This window comes from Bradyrhizobium sp. CCBAU 65884, assembly GCF_028128835.1.
Classification (GTDB): Bacteria; Pseudomonadota; Alphaproteobacteria; order Rhizobiales; family Xanthobacteraceae; genus Bradyrhizobium; species Bradyrhizobium ottawaense.
This window is the reverse complement of sequence record NZ_LBJU01000111.1, coordinates 35,296-54,927: the sequence shown is the minus strand read 5'-3', so window position 1 is coordinate 54,927 and position 19,632 is coordinate 35,296. Positions and strand designations below refer to the sequence as shown.

The 19,632-nt window shown below is 64.8% G+C and carries 19 protein-coding genes; 11 read left to right on the top strand and 8 right to left on the bottom strand.

What is annotated here, in order from left to right:
• The first annotated feature begins 69 nt into the window (after positions 1-69).
• The 5 genes from XI03_RS14720 (at position 70) to rnd (ending at position 5,641) form a co-directional block, all read left to right on the top strand.
• A complete protein-coding gene (locus XI03_RS14720) occupies positions 70-918 on the top strand; it encodes a phosphodiesterase (protein ID WP_271592512.1) in 849 nt (282 codons plus the stop codon).
• A 1-nt stretch (position 919) separates the two neighbouring features.
• Positions 920-1,870 (top strand): carbohydrate ABC transporter permease, encoded by a 951-nt coding sequence (locus tag XI03_RS14715; RefSeq protein WP_271592511.1) that lies wholly within the window; start codon positions 920-922, stop codon positions 1,868-1,870.
• Positions 1,867-2,736 (top strand): carbohydrate ABC transporter permease, encoded by an 870-nt coding sequence (locus XI03_RS14710; RefSeq protein ID WP_271592510.1) that lies wholly within the window; start codon positions 1,867-1,869, stop codon positions 2,734-2,736. The genes XI03_RS14715 and XI03_RS14710 overlap by 4 nt, the downstream gene beginning before the upstream one ends.
• An 11-nt stretch (positions 2,737-2,747) precedes the next feature.
• The gene (locus XI03_RS14705) at positions 2,748-4,082 is read left to right on the top strand and encodes an ABC transporter substrate-binding protein (protein ID WP_271592509.1); all 1,335 of its coding nucleotides are present in this window, start codon (positions 2,748-2,750) and stop codon (positions 4,080-4,082) included.
• Between the two features lie 410 nt (positions 4,083-4,492).
• Positions 4,493-5,641, top strand: a complete 1,149-nt coding sequence (rnd, locus tag XI03_RS14700) for a ribonuclease D (protein WP_028144978.1) — start codon at positions 4,493-4,495, stop codon at positions 5,639-5,641.
• A gap of 218 nt (positions 5,642-5,859) precedes the next feature.
• On the opposite strand, the gene XI03_RS14695 is transcribed toward rnd, so the two are convergent.
• The 5 genes from XI03_RS14695 to XI03_RS14675 form a co-directional block, all read right to left on the bottom strand.
• Positions 5,860-7,242, bottom strand: a complete 1,383-nt coding sequence (locus XI03_RS14695; protein WP_028144979.1) for an aspartate aminotransferase family protein — start codon at positions 7,240-7,242, stop codon at positions 5,860-5,862.
• A 218-nt stretch (positions 7,243-7,460) separates the two neighbouring features.
• Positions 7,461-7,631: a hypothetical protein gene (locus tag XI03_RS14690; RefSeq protein ID WP_162832232.1), complete on the bottom strand. Its 171-nt coding sequence runs from the start codon at positions 7,629-7,631 to the stop codon at positions 7,461-7,463.
• Between the two features lie 30 nt (positions 7,632-7,661).
• The gene (locus XI03_RS14685) at positions 7,662-8,225 is read right to left on the bottom strand and encodes an isochorismatase family protein (RefSeq protein WP_028144980.1); all 564 of its coding nucleotides are present in this window, start codon (positions 8,223-8,225) and stop codon (positions 7,662-7,664) included.
• 25 nt (positions 8,226-8,250) lie between these two features.
• A complete protein-coding gene (locus tag XI03_RS14680) occupies positions 8,251-8,871 on the bottom strand; it encodes a GNAT family N-acetyltransferase (RefSeq protein ID WP_028144981.1) in 621 nt (206 codons plus the stop codon).
• On the bottom strand, positions 8,858-9,475 hold the full coding sequence (locus tag XI03_RS14675) for a hypothetical protein (RefSeq protein WP_212475972.1): 618 nt from the start codon (positions 9,473-9,475) through the stop codon (positions 8,858-8,860). Before XI03_RS14675 ends, XI03_RS14680 begins: the two co-directional genes overlap by 14 nt.
• 70 nt (positions 9,476-9,545) lie before the next feature.
• On the opposite strand from XI03_RS14675, the gene XI03_RS14670 reads away from it, so the two are divergent.
• A complete protein-coding gene (locus XI03_RS14670) occupies positions 9,546-10,586 on the top strand; it encodes a LysR family transcriptional regulator (RefSeq protein ID WP_271592508.1) in 1,041 nt (346 codons plus the stop codon).
• 10 nt (positions 10,587-10,596) lie between these two features.
• Here XI03_RS14670 and XI03_RS14665 read toward each other — a convergent pair whose 3' ends face one another.
• On the bottom strand, positions 10,597-11,733 hold the full coding sequence (locus XI03_RS14665) for an autotransporter outer membrane beta-barrel domain-containing protein (RefSeq protein WP_271592507.1): 1,137 nt from the start codon (positions 11,731-11,733) through the stop codon (positions 10,597-10,599).
• 379 nt (positions 11,734-12,112) lie between these two features.
• On the opposite strand from XI03_RS14665, the gene XI03_RS14660 reads away from it, so the two are divergent.
• Positions 12,113-12,319 carry a cold-shock protein gene (locus tag XI03_RS14660; RefSeq protein ID WP_007591938.1) on the top strand — a complete coding sequence of 69 codons (207 nt, stop codon included), beginning with the start codon at positions 12,113-12,115 and terminating at the stop codon, positions 12,317-12,319.
• A gap of 90 nt (positions 12,320-12,409) precedes the next feature.
• Here XI03_RS14660 and purN read toward each other — a convergent pair whose 3' ends face one another.
• Both purN and purM read right to left on the bottom strand, forming a co-directional pair.
• Positions 12,410-13,063 carry a phosphoribosylglycinamide formyltransferase gene (gene purN / locus XI03_RS14655; protein WP_271592506.1) on the bottom strand — a complete coding sequence of 218 codons (654 nt, stop codon included), beginning with the start codon at positions 13,061-13,063 and terminating at the stop codon, positions 12,410-12,412.
• Between the two features lie 14 nt (positions 13,064-13,077).
• Positions 13,078-14,151 (bottom strand): phosphoribosylformylglycinamidine cyclo-ligase, encoded by a 1,074-nt coding sequence (gene purM / locus XI03_RS14650; protein ID WP_095424291.1) that lies wholly within the window; start codon positions 14,149-14,151, stop codon positions 13,078-13,080.
• A 157-nt stretch (positions 14,152-14,308) separates the two neighbouring features.
• On the opposite strand from purM, the gene XI03_RS14645 reads away from it, so the two are divergent.
• From XI03_RS14645 to ppx, 4 genes are all read left to right on the top strand, one after another.
• Positions 14,309-14,851 (top strand): CDP-alcohol phosphatidyltransferase family protein, encoded by a 543-nt coding sequence (locus tag XI03_RS14645; protein ID WP_025035876.1) that lies wholly within the window; start codon positions 14,309-14,311, stop codon positions 14,849-14,851.
• 130 nt (positions 14,852-14,981) lie between these two features.
• Positions 14,982-15,659: a DnaA ATPase domain-containing protein gene (locus XI03_RS14640; RefSeq protein ID WP_271592505.1), complete on the top strand. Its 678-nt coding sequence runs from the start codon at positions 14,982-14,984 to the stop codon at positions 15,657-15,659.
• A gap of 158 nt (positions 15,660-15,817) precedes the next feature.
• Positions 15,818-18,010 carry an RNA degradosome polyphosphate kinase gene (locus XI03_RS14635; RefSeq protein WP_028144988.1) on the top strand — a complete coding sequence of 731 codons (2,193 nt, stop codon included), beginning with the start codon at positions 15,818-15,820 and terminating at the stop codon, positions 18,008-18,010.
• Between the two features lie 15 nt (positions 18,011-18,025).
• On the top strand, positions 18,026-19,528 hold the full coding sequence (ppx, locus tag XI03_RS14630; RefSeq protein ID WP_028144989.1) for an exopolyphosphatase: 1,503 nt from the start codon (positions 18,026-18,028) through the stop codon (positions 19,526-19,528).
• The last annotated feature ends 104 nt before the right edge of the window (positions 19,529-19,632 follow it).

Sequence of the window (19,632 nt, the reverse complement as noted above, 5' to 3'; positions counted from 1 at the left end):
CCTCTAACCGCCTGTCAGGGTCGTCTTGCCGGAAGCGCCCATCCTCCAACCGTCCCGACAAAGCGCGCCATGCCCTTCAAATTCATCCACATCACCGACACGCATCTGGCAAACCCCGGCTTGAAGCTCTATGGCCTCGACCCGCGCGCCCGGCTGGACGCTGCGATTGCCGACATCAACAAGCATCAGTCCGACGCGGCGTTCGCGGTCGTGACCGGCGACCTCACGCATTGGGGCGAGCCGGAGTCCTACGCCAATTTCGCCGACGCGATGGCCGCGCTGAAGATTCCGTACATCGCGATGGTCGGCAATCACGACAAGCGCGTGACTTGCCTCGATAGCCTGAAGGCCGCGCCGCGCGATTCAAACGGCTTCGTGCAGGGCACGCGGACCACCGAGCACGGCCTGTTCGTCTTCCTCGACACGCTGGACGAGACCAGCCACGCCGGCGAGATGTGCGCCAAGCGCTTCGACTGGCTCGCGAAGACGCTCGCGGCTGCGCCTGCCGACCAGCTCTTCGTCGTGTTCATGCATCACCCGCCCTTCCCGATCGGCGTCCATGCGATGGACGAGATCGGGCTGAAGCAGAGCGCCGAATTTGCCGAGGTGATCGCACCCTATCGCGCCCGCATCCGCCATCTCTTCTTCGGCCATGTACACCGTCCCATCTTCGGCAGCTACGGCAAGATCCCGTTCTCGACCTTGCGCGGCACCAACCACCAGGTCTGGTTCGAGCTCGACGCCAACGCGCCGCACCTCGCCAGCCACGAGCCGCCGGCCTATGGCGTCGTGCTGATCGACGACGAGAATCTCGTCGTGCACAGCCACGACTTCCTCGACGAAAGTCTGCGCTTCCCGTTCGAACCACCCGTGGGAACGGACGGCCGCGACTATGCGCTCAATTTCCCGGCGCGGTGAGATGAGCCTCGCCGAACCCGCGGCTCTTCCGGTCGCGACCTCGGCGGCGCCGCGCCTGGACGTCCTGAAGCGCCTCGGCACGCGCTTCAAAGCTTCGCTGCCCGCCTATCTCCTGTTGCTGCCCTCGCTGGTCTTCCTCGCGCTGTTCACCTATGGCGCGATGGGCCGCGTGCTCGTCGATGCGCTCTACCAGCGCGCCACGCCGAAGGCCCCGGTCCGCTTCGTCGGTCTCGACAACATCAGCGCCGTGCTGGCCGACCCCGCGTTCACCGGCGCCGTCGTCAACAATCTCATCTATGCCGTCGGCACGGCGATCCCGAGCATCGGGCTGGCGCTCTTGTTCGCGCTGACGCTGTCGCGCACCCATGCCGTGAGCAGCGCGCTGCGCGCCGCGCTGTTCCTGCCGGTGCTGATCCCGATGGTCGCGGCCTCCGCGCTGTTCATGTTCATCTTCCTGCCCAATGTCGGCCTGCTCGATTACTATATCGGCCGCCTGCTTCCGGTGCTGCCGAACTGGCTCGGCGACCCCGACATCGCGCTTTATGCGATCATGATCATCACGATCTGGAAGAACGCCGGCTATTACATGCTGTTCTTCCTCGCCGGCCTGCAGGCCGTGCCCGAAGACGTGATGGAAGCCGCACATCTCGACGGCGCCGGGCCTTACATGCGCCTGCGCCACATCATCCTGCCGGAGCTCAAGCCCACTTTCCTGTTCGTTACCGTCATCGCGATCCTCAACGCGGTGACGCAGGTCGACCACGTCTTCGTCATGACCCTGGGCGGACCGTCGAACTCGACCAACCTCGTGCTGTTCTACATCTACCAGCAGGCGGTCGAGCATTACGACGTCGGCAAGGCCTCGGCCGCGACGCTGCTGACGCTCGCCGCGCTGATGGGCCTCACCGCGCTCTCCTTCCGCACCATGGCCCACCGCGAGGGCGGGCCATGAAGCTGATCGACGCCCTCTACAAGGACGCCCCGCTCGCCACAAGGGGCGAGATCACGCCCAAGCTCGGCTTCCTGCTGACCGTGCTGCTCGCAATCGTCTGGCTCATCCCGTTCCTGTGGATGGTCGTGGCGACGCTGCGCCCGGCCTCCGACGGCATCAACGCCATGGCCGAGTTGATGCCGAGCCTGAAGCCGACGCTCGACAATGTCAGGGATGCCTGGGAGATCGGCGATTTCCCGCGCTACACGCTCAACACCACGATCATCTGCGCCGGCATTTTGCTGGTGCAGTTCGCCACGATCACGCTGGCGGGCTTTGCCTTCGCGCGCCTCGCCTTCGTCGGCAAGACGCTGATCTTCTATCTGTTCCTGATGCAGCTGATGCTGATGCCGGTGCTGCTGATCGTACCGAACCTGTCGCTGGTGGCGCAGCTCGGCCTCTACGACACGCTCACCGGCGTGATGATGCCGTTCTTCGCCTCCGCCTTCGGCACCTTCCTGATGCGCCAGGCGTTCGAAGCCATTCCGACCGAGCTGGAAGACGCCGCGCTGATCGATGGCGCCAGCCTGCTCCAGCGCATCCGCCACATCTACGTGCCGCTGTCGATGCCGAGCTTCTCGGCCTTCGCCATCATCTCCGTGACCAGTCACTGGAACGACTTTCTGTGGCCGCTGATGGTGATCAATTCGCCGGACAAGCGGCCGCTCACGGTCGGGCTCTCCGTCTTCACCAAGACCGCCGAAGGCACCCAGGCCTGGGGCACCATCGCGGCCGGCACGCTGATGGTGATCGCGCCGCTGCTCATCACCTTCCTGATCTTCCAGAAACGCTTCATCAGCTCTTTCGTCACCTCAGGCATCAAATAGGAGATTTCTCGATGCTGTTTACCCGCAGGCTCATGCTGGGCCTCGCCATGGCAGGCTCTATGGCAGGCGCCCTCGCCTTTCCGGCTCTCGCCGGCGAAGGTCCGACCGAAATTGATCTGTTCTTCCCCGTCCCCGTCGACGGCAAGCTCGCCCGCGACATGGGCACCTTGATCAAGGAGTTCAACGAGACCCATCCGGACGTCAAGGCAACCGCGGTCTACACCGGCTCCTATGACGACACGCTGATCAAGACGCGCGCTGCGATCAAGGCCGGCAAGCCGCCGTCCGCCGTGATCATGTCGGCCAACTTCCTGCTCGACATGCAGATCGAGAACGAGCTCACCAATCTCGATGCCCTGATCAAGGCCGACGGCACCACCAAGGAGCAGTTCCTCGGCCAGTTCTTCCCCGCGCTGCAGGGCAACGCGGTGATCAACCGCTCGGTCTACGGCGTGCCGTTCCACAATTCGACGCCGCTGCTCTACATCAACGCCGACAAGGCCAAGGAAGCCGGCCTCGATCCGAACAAGCCGCCGCAGACCTGGGCCGAGCTCACCGACTGGGCCAAGAAGCTCACCAAGCGCGAGGGCGACAAGGTGACCCAATGGGGCATCGCGATTCCCTGCGCGTATGACTATTGCGGCTGGATGATGGAAACGCTGACCATGAGCAATGGCGGGCGCTACTACAACGAGGAGTTCGGCGGCGAGGTCTATTACGACACGCCCTCGATGCTGGGCGCACTGACCTGGTGGAACGACCTTGTCACCAAGCACAAGGTCCATGCGCCCGGCGCCACGCCCGGCCCTGCCGTCAGCACCTCTTTCATCTCCGGCAATGCTGCGATGATGATGCTGTCGACGGGCTCGCTCACTTACGTGCGCGACAACGCCAAGTTCAACTACAAGGTCGCCTTCATCCCGCGCAACGTCCGCAACGCCGTGCCGATCGGCGGCGCCTCGCTGATCGTTCCGGCCGGGCTCGAGGCCGACAAGCAGAAGGCCGCCTGGACGCTGATCAAGTGGATGACCTCGCCCGAGAAGAGCGGCTGGTGGAGCCGCGCCACCGGTTATTTCGCGCCCAACATGGCCGCCTACAAGACGCCTGAGATGGTCGACTTCCTGAGCAAGAACCCGGACGCCAAGACCGCCGTCGAGCAGCTCGATGTCGCAAAGCCCTGGTTTGCGACCTACAAGACCGTCCCGGTGCGCAAGACGCTGGAGGACGAGGTGATGCTGGTCCTCAACGGCAAGAAGCAGCCGAAGGAGGCCCTCGCCGCCGCCCAGAAGGCCGCGGATGAGACGCTGAAGCCGTACAATGCGGAGACGTCGCTGAAGCTGCCGTAAGGATCGCTGCATCGCCAACGACCATCGGCGCTCCGTCATGCGGGGCGCCGATTTCGTTTTAGGCGGCCGCCCGTATTAACCCCCCGTCCACCATCCGGCGGCCCGCACCGCCGGTAACCATCGCAATTAACAGACCCTCAACGCACCCCCGACAAATCTATCAATGTTTCTGGAGATTTCGCCGTGGATCTGTTGGTTTTCGAGTTCCTGGGATTGGCATTGGTCGCCATGTGCGTGGTCGTGGTGGCGTTGCCCTGTGCCCGCAAATCCTCGCACCGGGTCCGCTACGAATAGGATTTTCGTCGGAAAAAGCGATTCCGACCCAAATGCAAGGCTCGAATTCGCATCGAGCCCCTTGACATCACAGCGCTTTCGGCAGAACGGCTGATATCAAGTGTCATGGGCCGTTCATGGATTTGATTACCACCACCGCTGACCTCGCGGCTGCCTGCAGCCGGCTGGCCAAGCACCCCGTCATTACCGTCGATACCGAGTTCCTGCGCGAGACCACCTACTACCCGCTGCTATGCGTGGTGCAGATGGCCAGCGCCGAGGAAGCCGTCGTCGTCGATACCCTGGCCGAGGGGATCGACCTCAAGCCGTTCTTCGAGCTGATGGCCAACGAGGCCGTGCTGAAGGTCTTCCACGCCGCCCGTCAGGACATCGAGATCATCTGGCACCAGGCCAACATCATCCCACATCCGGTGTTCGACACCCAGGTTGCCGCGATGGTGCTGGGGTACGGCGACAGCATCGCCTACGACGCGCTGGTCGAGAAAGTCACCGGCCACCGCCCCGACAAGACCCACCGCTTCACCGACTGGTCGCGCCGGCCACTGACCAAGGAGCAGATGCATTACGCCGTGTCCGACGTCACGCATTTGCGCGACGTGTTCGCAGCGCTCGATGCCGACCTCAAGAAGCGCCGCCGCAGCGAATGGGTCTCCATCGAGATGGAGGTCCTGACCTCGCCCCGGACCTACGACTTCCACCCCGAGCGCGCCTGGGAGCGGCTGAAGACGCGCGTGCGCAAGCCGAAGGATCTCGCGGTCCTGATGGAGGTCGCCGCCTGGCGCGAGCAGGAGGCGCAGAGCCGCGACGTGCCGCGCGGCCGCGTGCTGCGCGACGAGGCCGTCAGCGATATCGCGACCCACGCGCCGAACACGCTCGAGAAGCTCGCCCATCTGCGCTCGGTGCCGAAGGGTTTTGAGAAATCCAAATGGGGCGCGGACATCGTCGCCGCGGTCGAGCGCGGGCTGGCGCGGGATTTTTCGACGCTGCCGAAGCTGGAGAAGCCGCGCAACAACAACAATGGCGCCGCCATCGTCGAGCTCTTGAAGGTGCTGCTGCGCATGACCGCGGAGCGGCATGCGGTCGCCAGCAAGGTGATTGCCACCGTCGACGATCTCGAAGAGATCGCAGCCGACGACGAAGCCGACGTCCCCGCCTTGCGCGGCTGGCGCCGCGAGCTGTTCGGCGATGCCGCCTTGAAGCTCAAGCGCGGCGAGCTGGCGCTGGCGATCGAGAAGGGCCGCGTGATCGGGGTGCAGCGGGCGTAAGGCTGCCGCCAGCTATCAACGCGGCATAATTCAGACCGTCATCCCCGCGCAACGGCGAAGCCGTTGTCTGCAAAGGCGTGCGATGCAAAGCATCGCACGGGGATCCTCGAAGGATGAGCGGCCACACTGCGAGCCAGCCGGGCCGTCGCCCTTCGAGGGCCGCTGAAGAAGCGGCCACCTCAGGGTGACGGTGTTAGATTGAGCGCCCAGACAAGAGCCTACGCCGGCGTCAGCTTCGCCACTTCCGCCTTCATGTCATTCAGCACGCCCGAAATGGCGGCGACGAGGTCGTCGATCTGCGCCTTGGTGACGATCAGCGGCGGGCAGATGGCGATGGCGTCCAGCATGTTGCGCGAGATCACGCCGCGCTCCTGGAGCATGCGGCTGGCGATGCCACCGACTGCGCCCGGCGTCGCCGCTGCGGTCTTGCGCCCCTTGTCGAGCACGAGCTCGATTGCCGCGATCATGCCGACGCCGCGGACTTCGCCGACCAGCGGATGGCTGGTGAGCTCGCGCAGTCTGCCCTGCATGTAGGCGCCGAGCTCGGCGGCATGCGCGACCAGGCCGCGCTCCTCGATGATCTTGAGGTTTTCCAGCGCAACCGCCGATCCGACCGGATGACCGCCCGCGGTGAAGCCGTGGCCGAGCACGCCGATCTTGTTGCTCTCGTCCGCGATCGGCTCGAACATGCGATCGTTCATGATGATGGCCGAGAACGGGAAATAGCTCGAGGTGATCTGCTTGGAAACCACGAGCACGTCAGGCTTGATGCCGTAGGTCTCGCAGCCGAACATCTTGCCGGTGCGGCCGAAGCCGCAGATCACCTCGTCGGCGACGAGCAGGATGTCGTACTTGTTCAGGACCGCCTGGATCTTGTCCCAATAGGTCGCCGGCGGCACGATGACGCCGCCCGCGCCCATCACCGGCTCGCCGAAGAACGCCGCGATCGTATCGGGACCCTCCTTCTGGATCAGCGCGTCGAGCTCCTCGGCCCGGCGCGTCGCAAACGCTTCCTCGGTCTCGCCGGGGGCGCCGTCCTTGTAGAAATGCGGCGAGCCCGTGTGCAGGATGTTCGGCAGCGGCAGATCGAACGAGCGGTGGTTGTTCGGCAGGCCGGTGAGGCTCGCCGAGGCAATGGTGACGCCGTGATAGGCGCGCATCCGGCTGATCACCTTCTTGCGCTGGGGCTGGCCGAGCGCGTTGGAGCGATAGGCGATCAGCTTGAGGACGGTGTCGTTGGCTTCCGAGCCGGAATTGGTGAAGAATACCTTGCTCATCGGCACAGGCGCGAGCGCGACCAGTTTCTCGGCAAGGTCGATCGAGGGCCCGTGCGATTTGGCGGAGAACGTGTGATAGAACGGCAGCGCCAGCATCTGCTTGTGTGCAGCCTCGACCAGCCGCCTCTCGTTGAAGCCGAGCCCGACGCTCCACAGGCCGGCCATCGCCTCGAAATAGCGCTTGCCCGACGCATCGAAGACGTAGGGACCCTCGCCGCGCTCGATCACCAGGGGACCGGCCTGCTGATGGGTGCGCGCATTGGTGTAGGGATGGAGCTGATAGGCTACATCCCGGGCCTCTTGCGAATTGGGCAGCATGGACATTTGCGAGGATCCTTGAAAGCGTCAGGTCGCAGGCACAGCCGGCGTCATCACTCGATGATCAAGTACCTTGGCTATTGCGACAGCGCAGAACTTGCAACGCCAATTCGTCGGCAGCAAGCGCTCAGCAGCGATGCACAAAGATGCACGCGAAAAAGCTGCACGTGACATTGCCGCACGTGACAAATCCGCTCATGACGAAGCAACACGTGGAGCAGCTCTCATGCCGCGTCGTCGTCATGCCCGTCGTCAGTGCCGGCGGCGGCTTCCCTCACCTCCACCAGCGCCATCGAGAGCAGATAGACCGTCGTCGGCAAACCCAGCCCGCGCGCCCTCTCGGCCGCACGCGACAGATCGCTCGCCAGCTCCTTGAGCTCGTCTCCCCGTGACAATCTCTCACCCCATCCGCCGGTCGCGGCCGCCTACACCGCAACGGCGCCGCTGGTTCTGATCAGTTCGGCGCTGGACTGGATTGTAGCAAAATTCCCGATGACATTCACTACCGCATGCTTATAGGCGGCGGCATCGCCCGTACCCGGCTGCCGGCAAGCCGCGGCGTCAGCGACGACCTGGTAGCGATGGCTGCGGTGAAACCCATCAACGGCGGTGGCCAGGATGGTCTCGTCCAGGGAAAAACCGATCAGAATGCAGCGCACAGTGCGGATATTGGACATGTAGTCCACAAACCGTGACGAGCTGTAGGCCGACGGCAGCGGATGGTCGAACGTCATTTCTCCCGGCCGCGGCTTGGTCTCCGCGATCCAATCGGTCAGCCTCGATGCCGGATTGAACCACGCCGCCTGTGCGATGCGCTTCAGATGCATCACCGGCCAGAGATTGCCCCGCCACAAGGTCAGGAGTTCCAGGCAGCGCGCAGTGACGGCGTCGCCGTCGAGGACGACGTGGCGGCGCCCAGGGGTCAGATATTCGACCTGGAGATCCGCGCAGACCAGGATCGGCGGATCTTCGTGAATGGAAGCCAGCATTGTCTTGCGCAGGGCTGCACCAGTTTCAACGGTCGGCGAGCGCGAGATCTCGCAGCGGTGAGGTCACCGCCCGCCCCGCCGAAGCGTCGAGCACGCCCGGCCGGTCCCAATCGCCTTCGGGGCGGATGATCACGTAGGGATCACTGTCCAGCGTGATCGCGTCCGGGCCCGGCTCGATCTCCAGCAGCATTTCCGTGTAGGAAAAATCCGAGAACGTGACCTTGCGATTGTGGCCGAGCGGCTTGGCGCCGAAATGGGCCCAGAAATCGACCAGCCTGTCCTGCGCCTGGCCGTAGATCTTGCGAAAACCCTTGCGCTTCACATAGTCGACGCTGGCCTGCACCAGCTTGAACGAGACGCGCGAGCGCCGGTATTGGTGGCGGACCGCGAGCCGCTCCACCTTGGCGAAATCGCCGAAGAAGCGCACCCGCAGGCAGCCTGCGGGCTCGTTGCCGACGAAGCCGATGAAATGGGCCGCGACCATGTCGTTGCCGTCGAACTCCTCCTCGAACGGACAATCCTGCTCGGCGAGATAGACCGCCGAGCGAATGGCAGTGACCAGCATGAGATCGCTTGGATCGCGCGCAAGGCGGATGGTGATGGCGCGGGAACAGGGCTTGGCGACGGGAATCCTAGTACCGTGCATCTGCAAAACTCCTTGCTTGGATGATCGCGCCTGGCATCCGCATCGGCTGCCGATGCCAGGGCCGCTCGTAGCACCAGAGGTCGGGCTGGAAGCTCGGGACCGGCGCAAAGCCGGTCGCCTTCATGATGTCGCGTCCGGCCACCGTTGACGGCTGCGCATAGCAATCGGCGCTGCGAAACCTTAGCTGTCGCAGATGTGCTGCAGCCTTGCCGAGACCGGCGATACCGCGTCCCGTCGCCGCGATTGCCCAGATGTAGATGGCAGCGACCTCTTCGTTCGCGGAAGCGAGATAGCGCGTCTCGGGCGCGGCGAGGCAGATCTCGTCGAGCAGCAGCGCATCGTGCCCGCGGTCATTGAGAAACAGGAAAGCCATGCCGCCGACGAGATCGCCTTTCCGGCGGAACGTCAGGATGCTCTGGGGATCGAACGTGAAGTAATGCGCAAGTTCGGCTGTCCCGATCCGCACGCCCGGCACCAGCCGGTGCGCCATCTGCGAAAGCGGTGCAATTTCGGACAATTGCGCGCAGCGGACATCCACATCCGGGCTCAGCGGCAAGGCATCGAAATCATGCCTTGCGGCAAACGAGCCCCTTTCCATAGCCATATCGCGCCTCTATCGTCCGGGCTTTCGTGCCCCGCTATGCCGACGAGCTTAGCGGCTGGGGATCAGGAGTATGCAGCAGTTATTGCACCGGGGTGCTGCTATGATGCAGCACCGTGAAGAAGCCCTGGGTGCGTCCTGGGACGATTTGAAACTGTTTTTAGCGTGCGCAAAATATAAAAGTTTTCGCAACGCTGCTGAGGAGCTCGGGCTCACCTCCACGACGCTGATGCGCCGGATCGACCGGCTCGAAGAGAGCATCGGCTGCAAGCTGTTCCTGCGCGACCAGAGCGGGCTCACGCTCAGCGATGAAGGCACCGCGATGATCGCCGACGTTGCGCATATGGAGCGTCATGCCTTCAACGTCTTCCGGCGCGCCTCGCGGTCGTCGAACGACACCTCAGGCACAGTGCGCGTCGCGGTGACGGAAGGCCCGGGCAATTTCTGGATCCTGCCGCGACTGATCGACTTCCAGAAGACCTACCGCAAGATCACCGTCGATCTGCGCTGCGCGATGGAGCAGGCCGACGTCGCACGGCTTGAATCGGACATCGCGATCCAGCTCGAGCCGCCGACCAATCCGGATCTGATCGTCGCCAAGCTCGGGCGTCTGCACATCTATCCCTTCGTCTCCAAGGAGTACGAAAATCTCTACGGCGTGCCGGCGACGCTGGCCGACCTGAAGAACCACCGCATCATCAAGCAGAGCGCGCCGCAGGTCGACGACGGCGCCTACGCGCGCGTGCTCGGACTGAAGTCGCTCGAGGGCATCGTCGGGATCAAGACCAACTCCTCGGTCGGCGTGCTCTATGCCGTCGAGCGCGGCGCCGGCATCGGCTTCCTGCCGACGGTCTCGATCGCGCTCGGCGCGCCGCTGATCGCCGTCGATCTCGGCGTCAGCCACCACGCCGATCTCTGGCTCACCTATCACCGGGAATTCCGCACCTCCGAGCGCCACAAGATCGTGGTCGACTGGCTGAAGAAGATCTTCGATCCCAAGACCCATCCCTGCTTCCGCGACGAGTTCATCCATCCGAACGCGCTGGTGCCGATGATGACGGGGGCGCGCGAGGGTTTTGGATTGACGGGATATGTCGCGGCGACGCCGACCTAGGAGGCTGCGCCTACCAGCGATATTCGAAGCCGACCGTGCCCTGGTGCGAGGTCAGCTCGTTGCGGAACTTGCCGTCGTAATTGACGTAGAGCCGCGCCACGCTGGTCAGGCTCAGCGAAGCCGAGGCACCGGCATCCACGCCGTAACGGCTCTCGCCGATCCCGGGAACGACGATGTTCTGGGCGCCGAGGCTGACCTGGACGGATCCCAGGTCCTGATGGAAATTGTCGACGAACTTGCCGTAGGCGGACAGGTCCAGGATCTTCTGGTCGATGATGAAGTAGCGGCCGATCTCGGCCCCGATCATGATGCGTGCGCGTGAGAGCGCCGTCGAACCAACGTTGAGCGGATCGAGGCCGCCGGCCTCCTGGAACGCCGCGCTGGTGGCGCGCACATATTCCAGTGCGCCCTTGGGCACGATGCGCATCTGGTCCTTGGTCCAGTAATAGCTGATCTCGGTCAGCGCGCCATCGACCGCGGCGCGATAGCCCGCGGTCGCAAGGCCAAGGCCGGTGTCGCGGCTGGAACGGACCTTGCCGAAACCGTGCACCACGGCAAAGGCCCAGGTCCATGGCCCCTTGTCGACCGAGCCGTTGAAGCCGATTTGCGTCAGGTCGAGCGTGGCCGACTGCAGCGCCAGCGGGACGTCGATGTCGGTGTGGCTCTGGTCGACCGAGAAGCCGAGATTGACGCCCGGGGCCACGCGCGCGCCGAAGCCTGCGACGCCGCCAACCGTTTTGCGCTTGTCGCCGACGAAGTCGCCTTGCGCATCGGTCCGGACCGAGATGCCGTAGCCCTCGAACCAGGTGCGGTAGCGCGGGTCTTCGGTGCTGGCGGACGCGCCGCCGCCGCCGGGATTGGTCCGGAACGCCCGGTCGAAACCGTTCGATGCCCGGTTGCCGAGCCGCTCCAGAAAATTCGAGCCGAGATCGAGCGCGGCGTTGCCGGCCGACGGGGACGGGATCGGGGTGGGTGACGGCGTGGGCGTCGGGGTCGGCGTAGGCGTCGGGCTTTGCGCGAAGACTGGCGACGTGGCCGACATCATCACGACGATCGCAAACGCCGTCGCGATCGCTGCCGCGACCCTGCGGACGCGGTCCAGCCCGATCGTCTGCCGTGTCCCGGAGGGCTGCGATGTGCAGCACATGACGACAAATCCCGAAGCAAATGGCGGCGCGCAAAAATGCAACACGCGCGGCGCACGCATGTCGCGATTTGTGCCGAACTGCCACGGAGGGTCAACTGCTTAGCCCGCGGTCACCGAGGCTATTGCCCTCGATTGTGGTTCCGCGGCCACAGGTCGGAAATTGCAGAACGGCACAATCCGCCCGCCCTTGAAATTTACGCGCGGCTTGCTAACGGGCGATTTTCATGTTGCAATGTTGGACACAATCGGAATTGGCCGCTCGGCTGTGCGTTTCGCGACATTGAGACTCAAGACTCGAACAGACTCCCGGAAGCCCGTTTGTGGCGTGGCACGCGAAAAGCGGCCGCGTCTTTTTTATATCTAGTGGAGGAGACTGAGGATGCCGCAAAAGGGCACCGTCAAATGGTTCAACCCGACCAAGGGCTATGGGTTCATCAAGCCGAACGGCAGCGACAAGGACGTGTTCGTCCACATCTCCGCCGTCGAGCGTGCCGGACTCTCGACCCTCAACGAGAACCAGGTGGTTGAATACGACCTCGTGGAGAACCGCGGCAAAGCATCCGCGGAGAACCTCAAGGTCTCCTGACGTCTCTCAAAGCTACGCGAGAGAGATCATGACGTTGCCCCCGGCTCTGCCGGGGGATTTTGTTTGGGACGCCCGTCGCAGGAATGCGGCTCAGCTCACCACCGGCGCAACCAGAAAATTCTCCGACGCCGCGCTCCCCGCCGTCTTGCACACATCACCCTCGATCCGGACCTTGCCGGTCGCGAGCAGACGTAGCGCTTCCGGATAGATGCGGTGCTCGACCTCGAGGATGCGCTCCGACAGCGTATCCCCCGTGTCGTGATCGCTCACGGGAACCGCGCCCTGCATCACGATCGGGCCGGCATCGGTCTCGGGGATGACGAAGTGCACCGTCGCGCCGGACAGCTTGACGCCGGCGCGCAAGGCTTGGCCGTGCGGGTCGAGACCGGGGAAGGACGGCAGCAGCGAGGGATGGATGTTGAGCATCCGCCCGTACCATGCCCTGGTGAACTCGGCCGTGAACAGGCGCATGAAGCCGCCCAGACAAATCAGCTCGATGCCGTGCTGGTCGAGCGCCGCCTGCAGCACCTTCTCGAAACCGGCGCGGTCCTTGCCGAACGGCTTGCTCTCGATCACCAGCGTGTTCACGCCGCTTGCCTTGGCCCGTTCAAGGCCGAGCGCATCGGCCTTGTTCGAGATGACGAGCGAAATCTCCGCCGGGAAATCCGCCGCGCTTGCGGCCCTGATCAGCGCGGACATGTTGGAGCCGCGGCCGGAGATCAGGATGGCGACGCGGCGCTTCATCACAGCGCCAGTCATTACAGTGCCATGTCGAGATGGCCGTTATAGACGACGCGGTGCTCGCCCTCGGCCGGGATCACGGTGCCGAGTTGCGCCACGGTCTCACCGGCGTCGGTGAAGACCTGCATGACCTCGTCGACCTTATCGGGCTCGACGATCGCGATCATGCCGATGCCGCAGTTGAAGGTGCGCAGCATCTCCAGCTCGGCGATGCCGGCCTGCGCGGCCAGCCATTTGAACACCGGCAGCACCGGCAGGCGCGCCAGATCGATACCGACGCCGAGGCTGTTCGGCAGCACGCGCGGAATGTTGTCGGTGAAGCCGCCGCCGGTGATGTGGGCGAGCCCCTTCACCGCGCCGGTCTCGCGGATCGCGCGCAGGCAGGATTTGACGTAAAGTTTCGTCGGCGTCAGCAGCGCGCCGCCAAGGGTCATGACCGGGGCGAACGGCGCAGGCGCCTCGAAGCCGAGGCCCGATTGTTCCACGATCTTGCGCACCAGCGAGAAGCCGTTCGAATGCACCCCCGACGAGGCGAGACCAATCACGGCGTCGCCAGCCGCGATGTCCTTGCGCGGCAGCAGCGTGCCCCGCTCCGCAGCACCGACGGCAAAGCCGCCGAGGTCGTAATCGCCGTCCTTGTACAGGCCGGGCATCTCGGCGGTCTCGCCGCCGATCAGGGCGCAGCCGGATTCGCGGCAGCCCTCCGCGACGCCCGCGACGATCGAGGCCGTCGCCTCCGGATCGAGCTTGCCGCACGCGAAATAGTCCAGGAAGAACAGCGGCTCGGCGCCCTGCACCACGAGGTCGTTGACGCTCATGGCGACGAGATCGATGCCGATCCCGCCATGCAGCCCGGTCTCGATCGCGATCTTGACCTTGGTGCCGACGCCGTCGGTCGCGGCCACGAGGACCGGATCCTTGAAACCGGCCGCCTTGAGGTCGAACAGGCCGCCGAAACCGCCGATCTCGGCGTCGGCGCCCGGCCGTGCGGTGGCGCGCACCATCGGCTTGATCAGGTCGACCAGGCGGTTGCCCGCATCGATATCGACGCCTGAATCGGCGTAAGTGAGGCCGTTTTTGCGGTCGGTCATGCCCGATTTCCAGTGGGTTCGCGGCTGGTTACGTCGAATTCCGGGGACGCGCAATGGCTCGCATGGCGCACCGCCGTATACTATGTAGAGATATCAACCGGTTCAGCCTCCCGAGAGGCCGGATTCGAGGTCAGACCGGGTGCCGGGAAGCGCTTTCGTGAGTATTCCGAATATCATTACCCTGGGCCGCATCATGCTGGTCCCGATCATCGTCTGGGCCATCGTGTCGAGCCAAATGGAGGTCGCGTTCGCCGTCTTCCTGATCGCCGGTATCAGCGACGCCGTGGACGGCTTCCTGGCCAAGCGCTTCAACATGACGAGCGAGCTCGGCGCCCTGCTCGACCCGCTCGCGGACAAGGCGCTGCTGGTCTCGATCTACATGGCGCTGGGCATCTGGGGCGCAATTCCGCGCTGGATCGTGATCCTGGTGGTCTCGCGCGACATCATGATCGTCGCCGCCGTGATCGTGTCCTGGCTGTTCGACCGGCCCGTCGAGATGAAGCCGTCGAAAGTGTCAAAGCTCAACACCGTGGCACAGGTGGCGTTCGCGGCGCTCGTGTTGGCAGCGCTTGCCTTCGGCTTCAAGCCGGCCCCTTATGATATCATCCTGATGGGCCTCGTCACGGTCTTCACACTCTCCTCCGTGTCGCTCTATCTGGTCGAGTGGCTGCGGCACATGAGCACGATCGAGGCCAAGTAGCACGATCGAGGCCAAGTAGCACGATCGAGGCCAAATGAGAGGCGATGCGGCCCCGTAAAAGGCCAACTCCCGCTCGATACGTCCGACCTCTTCGAATGACGCCGGCGCGCCGGCATGGAGCAAAGCAAGCGTGCCAGGCCGCGTTCACCCCCGACAATTGGCGTTTTCGCTTCCGCATGCGGAGAGCCTCAGCCGGGACAATTTCCTCGAAGGCCCCGCCAATGCGGCCGGTCTCGGCCTGATCGACAGCTGGCCGGAATGGCCGAACCGGATCATGTGGCTGGCCGGTCCCGAAGGAAGCGGCAAGAGCCATCTCGCCGCGATCTGGGCCGAGGCATCAGGGGCCCGCTCCACCACGGCCAATGCGCTGACCGCTGCGGGGGTCCCGGGCACGCTCGCCACCGGTGCGCTGGTGGTCGAGGATATCAAGGCCAGGGAATTTGACGAACGCGCCCTCTTCCACCTGATGAACCTCGCCCGCGAGGATGGCGCCTACGTCCTGTTCACCGGACGCGAGGTGCCGGCCTCGCTGGAGATCGAGCTTCGCGACCTGCGCTCGCGTCTGCGCGCCGTTCCAGTGGTCGCGCTGCTACCGCCCGACGACCAGCTGTTCCGCGGCCTGATCGTCAAATTCTGCGCCGACCGCCAGCTCACCGTGGACGAGAGCGTGGTCGGCTACCTCGCCACCCGCCTGGAGCGGTCCTCGGCCGCCGCCCGCCAGGCCGTGGAACTGCTCGACAGCGAAGCCCTCAGGCTCGGCCGCCCGGTCACCCGGGCGCTGGCCGCCGAGCTGCTCCGCGACGCCTGATCGGCCTCCGTGGCCGCCTCCAGACCCACGCCAAGCCCGCTTGACGCGGCGAACCGGCGGAACATCAATGTCATCGAAACGTCATCGCTCTAACACATGCTCCGGCCGGTTTTGCGCATAAGTCGCAAATTGGGGCGAACTGGATGGACCGACTTCTGATGGACTCTGCGCAAGCTGTTGAAACTAAAGAAAAAGCCCCAGAGACCGAGAGCCTGCCGGCGATCGCATCGAGTCCCGAGCGATTCATCAACCGCGAGCTCTCCTGGCTGCATTTCAACCGCCGCGTCCTGGAGGAATCGGTCAATCCCAGCCACCCCATGCTGGAGCGGGTGCGATTCCTGTCGATTTCGGCGAATAACCTCGACGAGTTCTTCATGGTCCGCGTCGCCGGCATCAAGGCCCAGGTGCGTGAGGGCATTGCCGAACGCAGCCCCGACGGCCTGACGCCGTCCGAACAGCTCGCGCTGATCAACCGCACCGTCTCCGAGCTCGCCTCCGACCAGCAGGCGATCTGGCGCGACCTGCGCGGCACGCTGGCCGATGTCGGCATCGTGCTCGTCGAGGGCAAGGAGGTCACCAAGGCGGAACGGACCTGGATCGAGGACTACTTCCTCAGCAACGTATTCCCGCTGCTGACCCCGCTGGCGATCGACCCGGCCCACCCCTTCCCGTTCATCCCGAGCCTCGGCTTCACCATCGCGCTCCAGCTCACGCGCGCCGCCGACGGCAAGCAGATGAACGCGCTGATCCGCATGCCCGGCAAGATCGACCGCTTCATCCGCCTGCCGACCGAGGGCAAGGCCGTCCGGCTGATCTCGCTGGAGCAGGCGACCGCCCTGTTCATCAACCGCCTGTTCCCCGGCTACAATCTGCACGGCCAGGGCGCCTTCCGCATCATCCGCGACTCCGAGCTCGAAATCGAGGAAGAGGCGGAAGACCTCGTCCGCCTGTTCGAGACCGCGCTGAAGCGCCGCCGCCGCGGATCGGTGATCCGGCTCGAGATCGACGCCAAGATGCCGGAGGAGCTGCGCAACTTCGTTCAACACGCGCTGTCGGCCGCCGATGACGAGGTGTTCCTGGTCGACGGCGTGCAGGCGATGAACGAGCTCTCGCAGCTCACCCGCCTCGACCGGCCCGATCTCGAATTCACCCCTTACGTGCCGCGCCACCCCGAGCGCGTGCGCGAGCATGGCGGCGACATCTTTGCCGCGATCCGGCAGAAGGACCTCGTGGTCCATCATCCCTACGAATCCTTCGACGTGGTGGTGCAGTTCCTGCAGCAGGCCACGCGCGACCCCGATGTCGTCGCGATCAAGCAGACGCTCTACCGCACCTCCAACAACTCGCCGATCGTCCGCGCGCTGGCGGAAGCCGCCGAGGCCGGCAAATCCGTCACCGCGTTGATCGAGCTGAAGGCGCGCTTCGACGAGGAAGCCAATATCCGCTGGGCACGCGACCTCGAACGCGCCGGCGTGCAGGTCGTCTACGGCTTCCTCGAACTGAAGACGCACGCAAAGCTCTCGATGGTGGTGCGCCGCGAGGGCGGCAGCCTCACGACTTACGTCCATACCGGCACCGGCAATTATCACCCGGTCACCGCGCGCATCTACACCGACCTCTCCTACTTCACCTCGGATCCGACCATCGGCCGCGACGCCGCGCGTGTGTTCAATTTCATCACCGGCTATGCCGCGCCGAGCGATCTGGAGAAGATGGCGGTGTCGCCGCTGACCTTGCGCAAGCGCATCATCGAGCACATCCAGGGCGAGACCGCGCATGCGCGCCACGGCCGCCACGGTGCGGTCTGGATGAAGATGAATGCACTGGTCGACCCCGACATCATCGACGCGCTCTATGAGGCTTCCCAGGCCGGCGTGCAGGTCGAGCTCGTGGTGCGCGGTATCTGCTGCCTGCGCCCCGGCATTCCCGGCCTGTCCGAGAACATCCGCGTCAAGTCGATCATCGGACGCTTCCTGGAACACGGCCGAATCTACTGCTTCGGCATGGGCCAGGGCCTGCCGAGCGCCAAAGCGGCTGTGTATATCTCCTCCGCCGACATGATGCCGCGCAACCTCGACCGCCGCGTCGAGGTGCTGTGTCCGCTGCAGAATCCGACGGTGCATCAGCAGGTTCTCGAACAGATCATGGTCGCGAATCTCAAGGACAATGAGCAGAGCTGGCAATTGTTGCCGGACGGGTCCTCAACGCGTATGAAGACCGCGAAAGGCGAGGAGCCTTTCAACGTCCACAACTACTTCATGACAAATCCGAGTCTGTCTGGCCGTGGAAAGTCGCTCAAGGAATCCTCGCCGCGTCGTCTCACGCGCCGGAACGAACGCCATCAATCCTGATCAGGGATGTTCGACGTGAAGCGGCCGCGCAAGCGCGGCTCGAGCGTCGCGGTCATCGATATCGGTTCCAACTCGGTCCGTCTCGTCGTCTACGAGGGGCTGACGCGGAGCCTCATTCCGATCTTCAACGAGAAGACGCTGTGCGGCCTCGGCCGCGAGGTGCAGAGCACCGGTCTGCTCGCGCCCGACGCCGTCGACAAGGCGCTGACCTCGCTGAGGCGCTTTCGCGCATTGTGCCGTGTGATGCAGGTCGGGCGCGTGTTCGCGATCGCGACCGCGGCCTGCCGCGACGCCTCCAACGGCCCCGACTTCATCGCGAAGGCCGAGCGCATCTGCGCCGTGAAGATCGAGATCCTCTCGGGCCCGCGCGAGGCGCGGCTGTCGGCGCTCGGCGTGATCTCCGGCATCCACCATCCCGACGGCATCGTCGGCGACCTCGGCGGCGGCTCGCTCGAATTGATCGACGTGCGCAGGAACAGCGTGCGCAGCGGCGTGACGCTGCCGCTGGGGGGCCTCGCGCTGCAGGACCTCGCGCATAAATCGCTCAAGCGCGCCGATCGCATCGTGCGCGAGGAGCTCGACGAGGTGCCGCAGCTCACCGCCGGCAGCGGCCGCACCTTCTACGCCGTCGGCGGCACCTGGCGCGCGCTGGCGCGCATTCACATCATCCAGAGCGGCTATCCGCTCCAGGTGATGCACGGTTACTCGCTGTCGGCGGCTGAAGCGCTCGACTTCTCGCGTCGTCTCCGTCGCCTGGCGGCCGCGGACATGCTCGCCGACATCGAGAGCGTCGCCGATGCCCGCCGCCCCCTTCTCACCTATGCGGCGCTGGTGCTCGAGCACATCATCCGGGTGGCGAAGCCGAAGACGATCGTGTTCTCGACCTTCGGCGTGCGCGAGGGCCTGCTGCACGAGAAGCTGTCGGAGCCGGAACGCAACAAGGACGGCCTGATCTGCGCCGCGGAAGAGCTGAACCAGCTGCTGTCGCGCTCGGCCAAGCACGCCCACGAGCTGATCGCCTGGACCGACCGCCTCGCGCGTGTGGTGAAGCTGCGCGAGACCGAGGAGGACCGCCGCTTGCGCCACACCGCGTGCCTGCTGTCCGATATCGGCTGGCGCGTGCATCCCGATCACCGCGGCGAGCAGACGCTGAGCCTCGTCGTCAACGGCAATTTCGGCGCGATCACCCACACCGAGCGTGCCTTCGTCGGCCTGTCGGTGTTCTATCGCTATGCGGGCCTGAGCGAGGAAAACCAGCCGCCGGTCACCATGCAGGAGCTGCTGACGCCGGCGCAGCTCGAACGCGCGCGCCTCTTGGGGGCGGCGTTCCGCGTCGCGCATCTGATCTCGGCGGCGCGCCCGGGCGTGCTGCCGGCCACGCATTTCCGCAGCCAGGGCCGCAAGCTGATGCTGGTGTTCGAGCACCGCCTCGGCGACCTCGTCGCCGACCGCGTCGGCAGCCGCTTCCGCGCACTCGCCCGCCTGGTCAGCCGCGCCGGCTCGATCGTGCGGCGCTAAAGCATGATCCGGAAAAGTGCGCAGCGGTTTTCCGAAAAGATCATGCTCAAACAACAACCTGAAGAGCGATGACGTTTCATCCTAATCGCATCGCGCTTTAGGGT

Bases quoted from the DNA above. Each gene is read 5' to 3' on its own strand.
- XI03_RS14720 (WP_271592512.1), top strand. From the start codon at position 70: ATGCCCTTCAAATTCATCCACATCACCGACACGCATCTGGCAAACCCC.
- XI03_RS14715 (WP_271592511.1), top strand. From the start codon at position 920: ATGAGCCTCGCCGAACCCGCGGCTCTTCCGGTCGCGACCTCGGCGGCG.
- XI03_RS14710 (WP_271592510.1), top strand. From the start codon at position 1,867: ATGAAGCTGATCGACGCCCTCTACAAGGACGCCCCGCTCGCCACAAGG.
- XI03_RS14705 (WP_271592509.1), top strand. From the start codon at position 2,748: ATGCTGTTTACCCGCAGGCTCATGCTGGGCCTCGCCATGGCAGGCTCT.
- rnd (WP_028144978.1), top strand. From the start codon at position 4,493: ATGGATTTGATTACCACCACCGCTGACCTCGCGGCTGCCTGCAGCCGG.
- XI03_RS14695 (WP_028144979.1), bottom strand. From the start codon at position 7,242: ATGTCCATGCTGCCCAATTCGCAAGAGGCCCGGGATGTAGCCTATCAG.
- XI03_RS14685 (WP_028144980.1), bottom strand. From the start codon at position 8,225: ATGCTGGCTTCCATTCACGAAGATCCGCCGATCCTGGTCTGCGCGGAT.
- XI03_RS14680 (WP_028144981.1), bottom strand. From the start codon at position 8,871: ATGCACGGTACTAGGATTCCCGTCGCCAAGCCCTGTTCCCGCGCCATC.
- XI03_RS14675 (WP_212475972.1), bottom strand. From the start codon at position 9,475: ATGGCTATGGAAAGGGGCTCGTTTGCCGCAAGGCATGATTTCGATGCC.
- XI03_RS14670 (WP_271592508.1), top strand. From the start codon at position 9,546: ATGCAGCAGTTATTGCACCGGGGTGCTGCTATGATGCAGCACCGTGAA.
- XI03_RS14665 (WP_271592507.1), bottom strand. From the start codon at position 11,733: ATGTGCTGCACATCGCAGCCCTCCGGGACACGGCAGACGATCGGGCTG.
- XI03_RS14660 (WP_007591938.1), top strand. From the start codon at position 12,113: ATGCCGCAAAAGGGCACCGTCAAATGGTTCAACCCGACCAAGGGCTAT.
- purN (WP_271592506.1), bottom strand. From the start codon at position 13,063: ATGAAGCGCCGCGTCGCCATCCTGATCTCCGGCCGCGGCTCCAACATG.
- purM (WP_095424291.1), bottom strand. From the start codon at position 14,151: ATGACCGACCGCAAAAACGGCCTCACTTACGCCGATTCAGGCGTCGAT.
- XI03_RS14635 (WP_028144988.1), top strand. From the start codon at position 15,818: ATGGACTCTGCGCAAGCTGTTGAAACTAAAGAAAAAGCCCCAGAGACC.